Source organism: Micromonospora sp. NPDC023633 (genome assembly GCF_040640035.1).
Lineage (GTDB): Bacteria > Actinomycetota > Actinomycetes > Mycobacteriales > Micromonosporaceae > Micromonospora.
The window spans coordinates 1-12,954 of record NZ_JBFABB010000161.1; the positions used below are offsets into that span (position 1 = coordinate 1).

9 protein-coding genes and 1 pseudogene are annotated in these 12,954 nt (G+C 74.4%); 3 read left to right on the plus strand and 7 right to left on the minus strand.

Translation table 11 applies throughout. From position 1 onward, the window contains the following. Positions 1-239 (plus strand): helix-turn-helix domain-containing protein (locus AB0G13_RS31000; protein WP_357882059.1); only part of this gene is annotated, 239 nt, incomplete at its 5' end. 45 nt (positions 240-284) lie between these two features. Here AB0G13_RS31000 and AB0G13_RS31005 read toward each other — a convergent pair. Further along, a complete protein-coding gene (locus AB0G13_RS31005; protein ID WP_357882062.1) occupies positions 285-2,078 on the minus strand; it encodes an ABC transporter ATP-binding protein in 1,794 nt (597 codons plus the stop codon). Between the two features lie 78 nt (positions 2,079-2,156). On the opposite strand from AB0G13_RS31005, the gene AB0G13_RS31010 reads away from it, so the two are divergent. Beyond that, a complete protein-coding gene (locus AB0G13_RS31010) occupies positions 2,157-2,582 on the plus strand; it encodes a MarR family winged helix-turn-helix transcriptional regulator (RefSeq protein ID WP_357882065.1) in 426 nt (141 codons plus the stop codon). Positions 2,583-2,781: 199 nt separating this feature from the next. Beyond that, entirely contained in the window at positions 2,782-4,566 is a 1,785-nt protein-coding gene (locus AB0G13_RS31015; RefSeq protein ID WP_357882068.1) for an N-acetylglutaminylglutamine amidotransferase, read from the plus strand. Positions 4,567-4,795: 229 nt separating this feature from the next. Here AB0G13_RS31015 and AB0G13_RS31020 read toward each other — a convergent pair whose 3' ends face one another. The 6 genes and pseudogenes from AB0G13_RS31020 to AB0G13_RS31045 form a co-directional block, all read right to left on the minus strand. Further along, on the minus strand, positions 4,796-5,929 hold the full coding sequence (locus AB0G13_RS31020; protein ID WP_357882070.1) for a glutamate--cysteine ligase: 1,134 nt from the start codon (positions 5,927-5,929) through the stop codon (positions 4,796-4,798). Positions 5,930-6,031: 102 nt separating this feature from the next. Then, positions 6,032-7,243, minus strand: coding sequence for a sigma-70 family RNA polymerase sigma factor (locus tag AB0G13_RS31025; protein ID WP_357882072.1), 1,212 nt, complete (start codon positions 7,241-7,243; stop codon positions 6,032-6,034). Positions 7,244-7,245: 2 nt separating this feature from the next. Beyond that, a complete protein-coding gene (locus AB0G13_RS31030) occupies positions 7,246-7,596 on the minus strand; it encodes a YciI family protein (protein ID WP_357882075.1) in 351 nt (116 codons plus the stop codon). 117 nt (positions 7,597-7,713) lie between these two features. Next, a complete protein-coding gene (locus AB0G13_RS31035) occupies positions 7,714-10,548 on the minus strand; it encodes a hypothetical protein (protein ID WP_357882078.1) in 2,835 nt (944 codons plus the stop codon). Further along, a complete protein-coding gene (locus AB0G13_RS31040; RefSeq protein ID WP_357882081.1) occupies positions 10,545-11,657 on the minus strand; it encodes an AAA family ATPase in 1,113 nt (370 codons plus the stop codon). Before AB0G13_RS31040 ends, AB0G13_RS31035 begins: the two co-directional genes overlap by 4 nt. A 14-nt stretch (positions 11,658-11,671) precedes the next feature. After that, positions 11,672-12,739, minus strand: a pseudogene (locus AB0G13_RS31045) (VWA domain-containing protein); the annotation flags it as partial. Positions 12,740-12,954: the final 215 nt, after the last annotated feature.

A 12,954-nucleotide genomic window follows, 5' to 3' on the forward strand; every position in this document is an offset into this window, starting at 1 on the left:
AGGCAGTTCCCGTTGCACCGAGCGAACGACCGGAGGTCCATCCCGCTGGGACTGCCGGCGGTGGTGCGGCGAGGGGCCGGCGCCGGCCGGGGCGGCCCCGGGCGATGGGTCCGGAGCAGGTCGAGACGGCCCGACGGATGCACGCCGAGGGCAGCCACTCGGCGGACGAGATCGCCGCCGCGCTCGGGGTCTCGCGGGCCACCCTCTACCGCCACCTCGACCCGGCCGGCGCGGAATAACGAGACGGATATTGCGACGGTTTTGAGACGGCGGCGATGCCCCCGTCAGGCGGCGAGGGTGGCGTAGCGGCCGGCGCGCTCCAGCAGGCCGTCGTGGCTGCCGGACTCGACGATGCGGCCGTGGTCGAGCACGGCGATCCGGTCCGCGTTCCGCACGGTGGAGAGCCGGTGCGCGATGGTGATGGTGGTGCGGCCCCGGGCCACCTCGTCGAACGCCCGCTGCACGGCGCGTTCGGTCTCGGTGTCCAGCGCGCTCGTGGCCTCGTCGAGGACCAGGATGCGCGGATCGCGCAGCAGCGTACGGGCGATCGCGAGGCGCTGCTTCTCACCGCCGGAGAAGCGGTGGCCCCGCGAGCCGACGACCGTGTCGTACCCGTCGGGCAGCCCGGCGATCAGGTCGTGGATCTGGGCGGCGCGGGCGGCGGCCTCGATCTCGGCGTCCGTGGCGTCCGGGCGGGCGTAGCGCAGGTTCTCCCGCACGGTGGTGTGCAGCAGGTACGTCTCCTGGCTGACCACGCCGACGATCGCGGCCAGGTCGGCCAGGCGCAGGTCGCGCAGGTCGACGCCGTCGACGGTGATCCGGCCGCTCGTCGGGTCGTGCAGCCGGCTGACGAGCGCGGCCAGGGTGCTCTTGCCGGAGCCGGTCTCGCCGACCAGGGCCAGACCGGTGCCGGCCGGCACGTCGAGGGTGATCCCCGCGACGGCGGCGGTGTCGCTGCCCGGGTAGCGGAAGGTGACGTCGGTGAGGCGCAGCTCGCCCCGGACCCGGCGGGGGTCGACGTCGACCGGCTCGGCGGGGTCGTCCACCTCGACCGGCAGGTCCAGGTACTCGAAGATCCGGGCGAACAGCGCCAGCGAGGCGGTCACCGAGACACTCACGTTGAGCAGGCCCATCAACGGGCGGAACAGCCCGCCCTGCAACGCGGTGAAGGCGACCAGGGTGCCGATGCTGAGCGTGCCGGCGGCACCGGGCAGGCCGGCGCTGAGATAGATGACGGCCGGAATGGCGGCGAAGACGACGCTCATCGTGGCCATCCGCCAGCGGCCGGCGAGTTCGGAGCGCAGCTCCAGGTCGACCAGGCGGGCCGACGAGGCGGCGAAGCGCGCGGCCAGGGCGGGGCCGGTGCCGAGGGTCTTGGCCAGGTGCACGCCGCTGACCGAGAGCCCCTCGTCGACCGTCACGTTGAGGTCGGCGAGCTCGCGCTGGCGCTGCGCGGTAATCTCGCGGCGCAGGTGGGCGACCCGGCGGGTCAGCCAGATGGCCGGCGGCAGCACGACGAGGGAGACCAGGGAGAGCCGCCAGGAGAGCGCGACCATCGCCGCCGCGGTGGCGACCACGGTGGTCAGGTTGGCCGCGATCGAGGTGGCGGTCGAGGTGACCACGCTCTGCATGCCGCCGATGTCGTTGGTGATCCGGGACTGCACCTCGCCGGTGCGGGTGCGGGTGAAGAACGCCAGCGACTGCCGTTGCAGGTGGGTGAAGACGTCGGTGCGCAGCCGGTGCATGACCTGCTGGCCGACCCGGGTGGAGATCCAGGTCTGCGCCACGCCGAGCACCGAGGTCACGGCGGCGACCGCGACCATGCCGGCCACCAGCCAGACCAGCAGCGTCAGGTCGCGCTCCGGCAGGGCCCGGTCGATCACGGCGCGCAGCAGGAAGGGAGAGGCCATGGCGAGCACCGAGGAGACCACGATGATCGCGGTGACGGTGGCGAGCGCTCCCCGGTGCCGGGCGAAGAGCGCGCCGATGCGCCGCAGCGACACCTGGCGCGCCTGCTCCTTCTCGGCGGCGCTGACCTTGCGGGGGCCGCGGTCGCGGCCGGCGGGGACGGGTTCCAAGGAGACTTCCTCACGTAGGCAATGCTGAGGTTACCTCAACATGAGGGAGCAACAGCTTCCGCTGCTACGGTATTCCCCGTGACGGCAGACACCGACAGCACCGAGGACGGCCTGGCCGAGGCGTTCCGGGCGGTCACCCGGCGACTGCGCCACCGCACGGGCGAGGCGCTCGCGCCCTGGGACGTGACGCCCGGCCAGTCCCGGGCCCTCGGCGTGCTGATCCGGCACGGCGCGTTGCGGCTCAGCGCGCTCGCCGAGCACCTGCGCATCGCCCCGCGCTCTGCCACCGAGGTCGTGGACGACCTCGAGGCGCGCGGGCTCGTGCGGCGCCGGCCCGACCCGGCGGACCGGCGCGCCACCCTGGTCACGCCGACCGAGGAGGGCACGCGCGCCGGCGCCGCCATCCACGCCGCCCGCCGGGCCGCCGCCGAGGAGCTGTTCGGCCGACTCGCACCCGCCGACCGGGAACAGCTCGCCCGCATCCTGCGTACGCTGCGCGACTGACCGGCCGCCCGCCACCCGGCTCCCGCCGACGCCCTCGACCGGGTGCTGCCGGGGTTTGCCACCCCCGGTGACGGGTAGCCCAGCCGCCCGTCCTGCCGACGGGACCGGGCCCCCTCGAAGCGGGCGGTCCGGCACCTTCGACGCCGACAGGAGTGGTGACGGTGGGTCCGGTGTCCCGGAAGTCCGGTGGCCGCTGACGATGTGCGGCATCAGCGGCGAGGCCAGGTTCGACGGATCGACGCCGGACGCCGACGCGGTCACCCGGATGAGCGAGGCGATGCGCTCCCGCGGCCCCGACGGCGAGGGCCTCTTCAACGACGGCTGGGTGACCCTCGGGCACCGCCGGCTCACCGTCATCGACCTCACCGAGGCCGGCGCCCAGCCGATGGTCCGGGAGGACCTGGGGTTGGCGCTGGTCTTCAACGGCTGCGTCTACAACTACCCCCAGCTGCGCGAGGAGCTGCGGGACGCCGGCCACACCTTCCACTCCACCAGCGACACCGAGGTCGTCCTGGTGGCCTACGCGCAGTGGGGCGAGGACTTCGTCGCGCACCTGGTCGGCATGTTCGCGGTCGTGCTGGTGGACCGCCGGCGGCGTCGGCTGGTGCTCGCCCGCGACCGGCTCGGCATCAAGCCGCTCTACCTCGCGGAGTCACCCGGCCGGCTGCGCTTCGCCTCCACCCTGCCGGCGCTGCTGCGCGCCGGCGACGTGGACACCACGATCGACCCCGTGGCGCTGCACCACTACCTCTCCTGGCACTCCATCGTGCCGGCGCCCCGGACCGTCCTGCGCGGGGTGCGCAAACTCCCCCCGGCCACCGTGCGCGTCGTCGAGGCCGACGGGCGCAGCCGCCAGCACGTCTACTGGCGGCCCGAATACACCCGGGACCCCGCCCACGCCGGCATGGACGCCGGGGACTGGCGGGCCGCCGTCGGGGCGGCGCTGCGCGAAGCGGTACGACGGCGGCTCGTCGCCGACGTCCCCGTCGGCGTGCTGCTCTCCGGCGGCCTGGACTCCAGCATGATCGTGGCCCTGCTCGCCGAGGCCGGGCAGCAGCACCTCCAGACCTTCAGCATCGGCTTCGACAGCCGAGGCGGCGAGGCCGGCGACGAGTTCCACTACTCCGACCTGGTCGCCCGCGCCTTCGGCACCGACCACCACCGCATCCGGCTCGCCGACGACGACCTCGTCCCGGCGGTACGGCGCACCGTCCACGCGATGACCGAGCCGATGGGCAGCCACGACGTGGTCGCCTTCCACCTGCTCTCCGAGCAGGTGGCCCGGCACGTCAAGGTGGCCCAGTCCGGCCAGGGCGCCGACGAGGTCTTCGCCGGCTACGGCTACCACCAGCCCCTCGCGCGGGTGCCCCGCGATGGCGCGGCGGCGGCCTTCGCCGACGCGTTCTTCGACCGGGACCACGCCGAGCTGAACCGGGTGGTCGACCCGGCGTACGCCTGCGACCGCGACGCCAGCCGCGAGCTGCTCGCGGCGGACCTGGCCGCGCCCGGCGCGGAGACCGCGCTGGACGCGGTGCTGCGCCTGGACACCCACCTGATGCTCCCCGACGACCCGGTCAAGCGGGTGGACAGCATGAGCATGGCGTGGGGGCTGGAGGTGCGCACCCCCTTCCTCGACCAGGATCTGGTCGCCCTGGCGGCGGCCTGCCCGCCCGAGCACAAGGTGGCCGACGGCGGCAAGGGCGTGCTCAAGGAGGTGGCCCGCCAGGTGCTGCCCGCCGAGGTCGTCGACCGGCCGAAGGGCTACTTCCCGGTGCCGGCGCTGCGCAACGTCGACGGACCGGTGCGCCAGCTCGTCGCCGAGGCCCTCGCCGCCCCCGCCGCCCGCGAGCGGGGCCTGTTCCGCCGCGAGTACGTCGACGAGCTGCTGGCCGAGCCGGACCGCGCGCAGGCCGCCGCCGGCAGCAACAAGCTCTGGCAGCTCGGCGTGCTGGAACTCTGGCTCCAGTCCCACGATGTCCGCTGATCGCTCCCGGCACCGCCGCGCCGGAAGCCGGACGAGGGCCGAGCGGGGGCCTGGCCGAGCCTGCGGCGACGGCCCGGTCTGTGTGGCCGGCCCGACGACGGGCAGCGGACGCGGCAGGCAGCGAGCGGCGGGCGACGGTGGGGTGACGGGCGGCAGGACTGGCGGCTGCGGCGTTTGCGTACCATCCCGACCGGTTCGGGCAGCGTCGGCGTGCCGGCGGCGGGAGGGCTCAGCCGGCGCGGGTCTCGGCGGCCAGGTGGTCCAGGACGGCGCGCACGTCGTCGCCGGTACGCGCCATGACGCGGCGCTGTCGGGTGGCGCCGTTGCCGTCCCGGCGCAGCCGCATTAGCTGGTCGCGTACGTAGTCGAGGTCGCCGTGCCGGGCCAGGGCCGGCGTGACCGTGTCGACGAGTTCGCCGACCAGGTCCCAGGCGGGACGGGCGACCCCGGCGCGCAGGTCGATCAGGTCGCCCTCCAGCCCGTCGTGGGCGGCCCGCCAGTGCGCGGCGGAGACCAGGCAGTCCCGGATCCGTCGGGCGGGCACCCCGGCGCGGACGTCGTCGGCCATCGTCGCGACGAGCGCGCGGACCAGCCCGGCGACCAGCACGGTGTCGTCCACGGCCGGACAGACGTCGCCCACCCGCACCTCCACCGTCGGGTACGCGACCGACGGGCGCGCATACCAGTAGACCATCGCCGCGTCGAGCATGATCCCGGCGTTGATCAGGTCCGCGACCGTCGCCTCGTAGTCGGCGACCGACTCGAAGTGCGGAGTCGGCCCGATGCTGGGCCAGCGTTCCAGCTGCATGGAGCGCCAACTGGCGTGCCCGGTGTCGCGGCCGTCGTGCAGTGGCGAGTTGGCGGTGATCGCCTGCACCACCGGCAGCCACGGACGCAGGTGGTTGCAGACCTGGACGGCCAGTTCACGGTCGGGCATCCCGACGTGCACGTGGCAGCCGCAGACGGCCGGGTCGTGCGCGACCGGCCCGAACTGCCGGGACATGGCGTGGTAGCGCGGTTTGTCCGGCACCGTCCGGTGCGGCTCGTGCACGGGCGTGGCACCGACCGCGACGAGCCGGGCCCCGGCGGCCTCGGCGGCGTCGCCGGCGGAGCGGCGCAGCGCCACCAGGTGCGCGCGCAGCTCGGCCAGGTCGGCGGTGACCGGCGTGACCATCTCCACCATGCTGTGCCGGAACTCCTGGCGGCTCTGGTCCCGCGCGCTGCCGGACAGGGCGGTGAGCACCCGGTCGGCGACCGGCAGGCTCTCCCCCGTCTGCGGGTCGAGCAGGAGATACTCCTCCTCTACCCCGAGCGTCAGCGTGGTCGGGTCGGAAGCGGTGGCAACTGCCGGACGGTACGTCATGGGCGCTCGGCGTCCGTTCGTCGGGCGGCGCGCCGGGCGCCGCGCTGCCGGACGACCCGGGTTCCCGGCCCGCCGCGCGGGCAAACGCGCAGGACGAGGGCGTTATCCGCCCGTCAGCGTCGACGCCGCCCGCGCGGCCAGGAACCTGCGTTCGGCCGCGTTGTCCGTCCGCTCGGCGGCCGTCCGGTACGCCTGCGCCGCCTCCCCCGCCCGGCCCAGGCGCCGCAGCAGGTCCGCCCGGACGGCGTGGAACACGTGGTAGTTGGCCAGGTCGAGGCGCTCGACGGCGGCCAGCGCCGCGGCCGGCCCGGCCACCTCGGCGAGCGCGACGGCCCGGTTCAGCGCCACCACCGGCCCGGGGGCGTACACGGTGAGCTGGTCGTACAACGTGAGGATCTGCGCCCAGTCGGTGCCGGCGGTGTCGGGCGCGTCGCTGTGCACGGCGGCGATCGCGGCCTGGATCTGGTACGGCCCGGGGCGGTCGCGGCGCAGGCAGCGACGGACGAGGGTCTGCCCCTCGGCGACGAGCCCGGCGTCCCACCGGCGGCGGTCCTGCTCGGACAGGGGCACCAGCGCGCCGTCGGCCGTGGTGCGGGCGGGGCGGCGCGCCTCGGTGAGCAGCATCAGCGCCAGCAGCCCCAGCGCCTCCGGCTCGTCCGGCATGAGCTCCACCAGCAGCCGGCCCAGCCGGATCGCCTCGGCGCACAGGTCGTCGCGGACGAGCCGGTCGCCGGAGCTGGCGGTGTGCCCCTCGGTGAAGATCAGGTAGAGCACGGCCAGCACGGCGGAGAGCCGGTCGGGCAGGTCGGCGTCGCCGGGCACCCGGTACGGGATCCCGGCGTCGCGAATCTTGGCCTTGGCGCGGACGATCCGCTGGGCCATGGTCGCCTCCGACACCAGGAACGCGCGGGCGATCTCGGCGGTGCCCAGCCCGCCCAGCAGCCGCAGGGTCAGCGCGACCCGGGCGGTGGGGCCGAGCGCCGGATGGCAGCAGGTGAAGATCAGGCGGAGCCGGTCGTCGCGCACGGGTCCCTCCTCGGCCGGTACGTCGCGGACGTGCAGCAGGGCGGCCTGGGCGTGCCGGTCGGCGCGGGATGCCTCCCGCCGCAGCCGGTCGACGGCCCGGTTCCGGGCGGTGGTGATGATCCAGCCGGCCGGGCTCGGCGGTGGCCCGGTCCCGGGCCACCGCGCCACCGCCACCGTGAACGCCTCCTGCACCGCCTCCTCGGCGAGGTCGATGTCGCCGAGGAGGCGGACCAGGACGGCGACCGCGCGGCCGTACTCCGCGCGGAACACCGCCTCCACGTCGGACAAGGTCAGTCCTCGCCCTGGAAGGGGCGCACCTCGATCGGCAGGGTGGTGGCGAGCGCGTACCGGCGGCCCCAGGCCAGCGCGGCGTCGAGGTCGGGCGCCCGCAGGATGGTGAAGCCGCCGAGGTGTTCCTTGCCCTCGACGAACGGCCCGTCGGTGACCAGCACCTCGCCGTCGGACGGCCGCAGCACGGTCGCCGTGTCCGGCGCGTGCAGGCCCTGGCCGAACACCCAGCAGCCGGACGCCTCCAGCTCCGCCCGGATGGCGCCCAGCTCGCGCATCACCCCGGCCAGGAACTCCGGGTCGGGCATTCCCTCGCCCTCGGGGTGGTAGATGCTGAGCAGGTACTGCTTCATGGCCTCTCCTCGCGTCGGCGGCCGGCGCAACCGCCGGCCTCTCATCCTCCACACGAACGGAGCGGGCCCGGATCGACGACCCGCCGGGGATCCGTCCGCCGACGGCCGGATCCCCGGTCAGCGCGGGGTCGCCGCCAGCAGGTCGGCCACGGCGTCGACGGTCTGCGGATGCGCGGCCAGCAGGGCCGTCAGCCCGGCGGGGACGACGGTGGCGGTGGCGCCCGGCTCGCGCCAGCCGCCGTCGCAGCCGAGCAGCGCGGCGACGGCGTCCACGCTCTCCGGGTTGGCCGCCAGCAGGGAGGTCACCGGCCCGGACACCACGGCGGGGACCGCCGGCGCCGGCGGTGACGCCGAGGCCGACCACGGCGGCACCCAGGCGTCCAGCGCGGCCAGTGAACCGGGGAACGTACGCCCCGCCTCCCGCACCAGCAGCGGCACCAGCTCCGCACCGTGCTCGCGCAGGGTGGTGATCAGCGTGGGCAGCCAGGGCAGCAGGACCGGGTCGGGCAGCCGGGCGAACGCGGACGACATCACCTCCACGACGAACGGGGCGAGCCCCGGCACCGGCTCCAGGGCCTGCACGAAGCCGCTGAGGTACTGCGGGAAGGCGGGCACCACCAGCGGGTTGGCGAGCAGCGCGGCACACCGCTCGCGCAACTCGGCCAGGGGCAGCAGGCCCAGCTGGTGCCGGGCGGCCCAGAGCAGCGCCACCTTGGCCGGCGCCTCCGGGTGGGACTGCGCGACGGCGAGTTCGAGCTGGGACCGGTCGCAGCCCAGGGAGAGCGCCAGGCTCTCCATGCTGAACAGGAAGCCCAGCATGGCGCCGACCTGGCGGACGCCGCTCTCCTCGTCGAGGAACGCGGTGGGCAGCAGGGTGCAGTAGTGCGCGTACCCCGTGGTCACGAACGCCTCGCACCAGGCCGGCAGCGGCCCGGTGGCGCGGTGGTGGGCCAGTAGCCGCCGGATCCGGCGCAGCACCTCGGGGGCGCCGTCGACGGTGCGTTCGGCGGCGAGCAGCTCCACCGCCCGGGTGCCCAGCTCGTCGACCAGGCGCGGGCTGTCGAGCAGCCGGATGGCGTCCTCGACGGCCTCCAGCGCGACCGAGGCCGTCGCGTCCGGGCCCCGTACGGCGCGGCGCAGGCGCTGCTCCAGCACCTGCTCGACGGTCACCCCCTCGTAGCCCAGCTCGATGAGCGCCCGTTGGCTGCGGCCGAGGGCCAGGTCCCAGCTCTCCTGGATCGAGCGGTGCCCCAACCGGCGCTCGCCCATGATGGGCCGGACCGCGTCGCGGGGCAGCAGGTGCCGCAGCCGCCACAGCAGGTCCGAGCAGGGCACCAGCTCGGGGTTGGCCCGCAGGTCCACCAGGGCCCGCTGGATCGTGCGCTTCTCCAGGTCCAGCCCGAGCGGGCCGAGCCGGTCGTGGACGTCGCGGGCGAGCGGCGGAAGGGCCTCGTAGCCCACCTGACCGACCCGGTCGCCCCCGAAGAGGATCTCGCAGAGCCGGCGGACGTCCCGGCGGCCCGGCACGACGTCCTTCTCGATGCAGGTGACCGCCGCGTCGGCGAAGTCGTACGGCGTGGGGCGGGCGCGGTTGCGCAGGCCGGCGAGGAGGATCGACGTCTCGAAGACGGCGATCGCGTCGGCGGTGCTGGCCAGGTAGCCGTTGCGCCGGGCCAGCCGGACGATGTCGACGCACCAGCCCCGCAGCTCCGCCTCGTCCAGGCCCTGCGCCGCCGGCGGCTGCGCCAGGTATCCCGAGAGCCGGTCGGCGACTACGGCGGCGGGCGCGGGGGCCGGGGTGGCGCGGCGACGCCCGCTGCCGCGGGTCCGGCCGCCGCGCTGCCCCTCCAGCCGGAACGGGCTCAGCCCGGTGCGGGCGACCGCCTTGGTCCAGGTGGCGGCGGCGATCGACACCGAGCCGGGGGCGAGGCCGAACTGCGCCTCGATGGCGGAGTGGCTGGACGGGATGAGCCCGTAGTGCCACCGGGTGCCGGTGCGCGGGCCGACCTCGAACGGGGCGTCGGCCCGCAACCCGAACTGCTCCACCCGGCTGGCGGCGTGGAACGCGCCGCAGACGTAGAGGCAGTCGACGGGATCGGCCCCGGAGGCGGCGAGGTGCTGCCGCATCCGGGTCCACATGTGGCGCTCACGGTCCTCGTCGCGGTCCTGCCGGTCCGACCCGGCCGGGCGCAGCCGCCGGAACAGGCTGCCGATCAGCACCATCACCTGCCGGTAGGTGTCGTGGTCGGCGTCGGCCAGCGGCTGCTCGACGTACTGGTCCCACCACTCCGACCAGTGCCGGACCTTGCCGTGGTGCAGCAGGTACGCCTCCAGCTCCGCGAAGCGGGGCCGCAGGTCGCCGATCTCGACCCCGACCGCGTCGCCGTGCAGGGCCGCCTCCTCCCCCGCCGGCGCGGCGGCCCCGACGTCCCCGCCGGACGGGGCCTCGTCGGCGGTGCCGGGCGGGCGGGGCAGCCACTGGAAGACGTGGTCGGTCGAGCGGTCCACCAGCACCAGCTCGACGCCCGGCGTCTCCAGCGCGTACGCGATGGCCTGGTATTCGGCGCTGGCCTCGGTGATCGGCGCTACCACGCTGAGCGGCCCCCAGTCGGCCGGGAAGCCGTCCAGCTCCGAGGCGAACGCCTGCACGGCCACCGGGAGGCGGCAGTTGCGCAGCTCGCCCAGGAGCGGCTGGAGGTCCTCGCAGAGCTCCAGGTAGATCACCTTCGGCTGCTTCGCGCGGAGCCTGCGGACCATGGCCAGCGCGGACGACGGGGAGTGGTGGCAGACCGGGAAGATCTCCAGTTCCTCGCCGAGTGCACGGTCGACGTCGTCGACCATGCCGGCCAGGATCTCCGCGACGGCACCGGAGCTGCCGGCGAAGGCGCTGGCGGCGGCGGTGAGCTGCTCCCGCAGCGCGCCGAACGGCCCGGCCGTGGTCGGGGCGGTCACGACAGGGAGGCGATCGCCTGGCGGCCACCGTCCAGGAAGCCCTCCCAGGGGCCCCCGTCCTGCTTGGCCCGCGGCTCGACCACCCCGTGCAGGTACTTGTTGAGGATCGCCAGGTCCTCCGGGCTGCGCCGGGCCAGCGACCCCACCAGCGACCCGGCCAGAGTCGCGGCGCGCAGGGTGCGGTCGCCGAAGAACTGGCTGTGCAGGATGGCGTCCTCCAGGACACCGATCTGCTCGGCGGTGGACAGCGCCGACTCCAGCTTCTCGTCGTCGCTGGTCGCCGAGGAGGCGGCGGCGCGCAGGTCGGCGAAGCTCTGCAACAGGATGTCCAGCAGGGTGGGCGGCACGTCGAGCGTGATCTGGTGCCGGCGCAGCAGTTCCTCGGTGCGGAAGCGGACGATCTCCGCCTCGCTGCGCTTGTTGGTCACCACGGGGATCCGGACGAAGTTGAACCGCCGCTTGAGCGCGGAGGAGAGGTCGTTCACGCCCCGGTCCCGGCTGTTGGCGGTGGCGATGATGGAGAAGCCCGGCTTGGCGAAGACGATGTTGTCGTGGTCCAGCTCCGGGATGGAGACGTACTTCTCCGACAGGATCGAGATCAGCGCGTCCTGCACGTCACTGGTGGAGCGGGTCAGCTCCTCGAACCGGCCGACGGTGCCCTGCTCCATCGCCGTCATGATGGGCGAGGGGATCATGGACTCCCGGGACTGTCCCCGGGCGATGACCATGGAGACGTTCCACGAGTACTTGATGTGGTCCTCGGTGGTGCCGGCGGTGCCCTGGACCACGAGGGTCGAGTTGCGGCAGACGGCGGCGGCCAGCAGCTCGGCCAGCCAGCTCTTGCCGGTGCCCGGGTCGCCGATCAGCAGCAGGCCCCGGTCCGACGCCAGGGTCACGATGCTGCGTTCGACGAACGTGCGGTCGCCGAACCACTTCTGCGGGATCTCCCGGTCGAGCCCGTCGGCCCGTTCCGAGCCGAGGATGAACAGTCGGACCATCCGCGGGCTCAGCCGCCACGAGAACGGCTTCGGGTCGGTGTCGACCGACTCCAGGAAGTCGAGTTCCTCGGCGTACTTGACCTCGGCGGGGGCACGGAGCATCTCGGACATGAGGGGTTGTTCTCCTAGGTGAGGAAGCTCTTGAGCTCGAAGACGAGTTTGCGGATGTGGCCGGAGATGACCGGCGTGCCCAGGTCCTTGAAACGCTGCCGGAACCAGGGGTTGACGCTCTGCTGGCCCGAGCTGTTGACCGAGCCGACCGGGATGAAGCGCACCCCGGAGCGGTGCACCGCCTCGATGCCGTCGAACAACGGCTGGGAGCGGTCGAACTCGTAGAAGTCCGAGATCCACACCATGACCGTGTTCCTCGGCTCGACGATCTTCGGGCGGGCCAGCGCCATGGCGACCGGGCCGTCGTTGCCGCCGCCCAGCTTGGTGCGCAGCAGCACCTCGAACGGGTCGTGCACCCACGGCGTCAGGTCCAGCGCCCGCGTGTCGTACGCGATCAGGTGCACGTCCACCTTGGGCAGGCCGGCGAAGATCGACGCGAGGATCGTGCAGTTGACCATCGAGTCGACCATCGAGCCCGACTGGTCCACCACCACGATCAGCCGGGCCGGGGTGACCCGACGGGCGGTCTGCCGGTAGTAGAGCCGGTCGACGTAGAGGCGCTCGTCCTCCGGGCTCCAGTTGGTCAGGTTCTGCCAGATGGTGCGGTCGAGGTCGAGGTTGCGGTACACCCGCTTCGGCGGCACGGACCGGTCGACGACGCCGACGCTGGTCTGCGCGACCTGGGTGCGCAGCACCTCGGCGACCTCGTCGACGAACCGGCGGATGAGCGCCTTGGCGTTGGCCAGGGCCACCCCGGAGAGGTTGGCCTTGTCCCGCAGCAGCTGCTCGATCAGCGACATGCTCGGCGTCAGCCGGCTGGCCAGCACCGGATCGGCCAGCACCTCCCGCAGGTGCATCCGGCGGACCAGGTCGCCCTCCAGGCCGGCCAGCACCTTGCCCAGGCCGTCGCCGCCCTGCCGGCGCAGCCCGCCGGGTTCCATCCCGAGGGCCTGCTCGAACCAGCCGGCGTCGGACTGCCACCGGGCCAGCTGGCCGGCGTCGACCGCCCCGTGGCCGGTGGCGAACACGTTGAGCAGCAGCTTCGACACCAGCGCGGCGCGGCGTACCTCGGCGGCACCCGGCGGCCCGTCGCCACCGGACCCGCCGGCGCAGTCGGATCCCGGGACGCCCCCGGCGGCGGATCCGCCGGTCTCCCCCGGCCCGGCGTCCCCGGCGGCGGCCGGGCCGACGGCCGGAGCGTCGTCGACGGGCCCGGCAGACCCCGCAGCCGGCGCGGCGGCGGGAGCCGACCGCCTGGGCGGTGTCGGTGTCGGTGACGGTCAGCTCCACCCGGGCG

Coding starts and splice junctions, on each gene's coding strand:
- AB0G13_RS31030 (WP_357882075.1), bottom strand. CDS start 7,596: ATGAAGCAGTACCTGCTCAGCATCTACCACCCCGAGGGCGAGGGAATG.
- AB0G13_RS31020 (WP_357882070.1), bottom strand. CDS start 5,929: ATGACGTACCGTCCGGCAGTTGCCACCGCTTCCGACCCGACCACGCTG.
- AB0G13_RS31040 (WP_357882081.1), bottom strand. CDS start 11,657: ATGTCCGAGATGCTCCGTGCCCCCGCCGAGGTCAAGTACGCCGAGGAA.
- AB0G13_RS31015 (WP_357882068.1), top strand. CDS start 2,782: ATGTGCGGCATCAGCGGCGAGGCCAGGTTCGACGGATCGACGCCGGAC.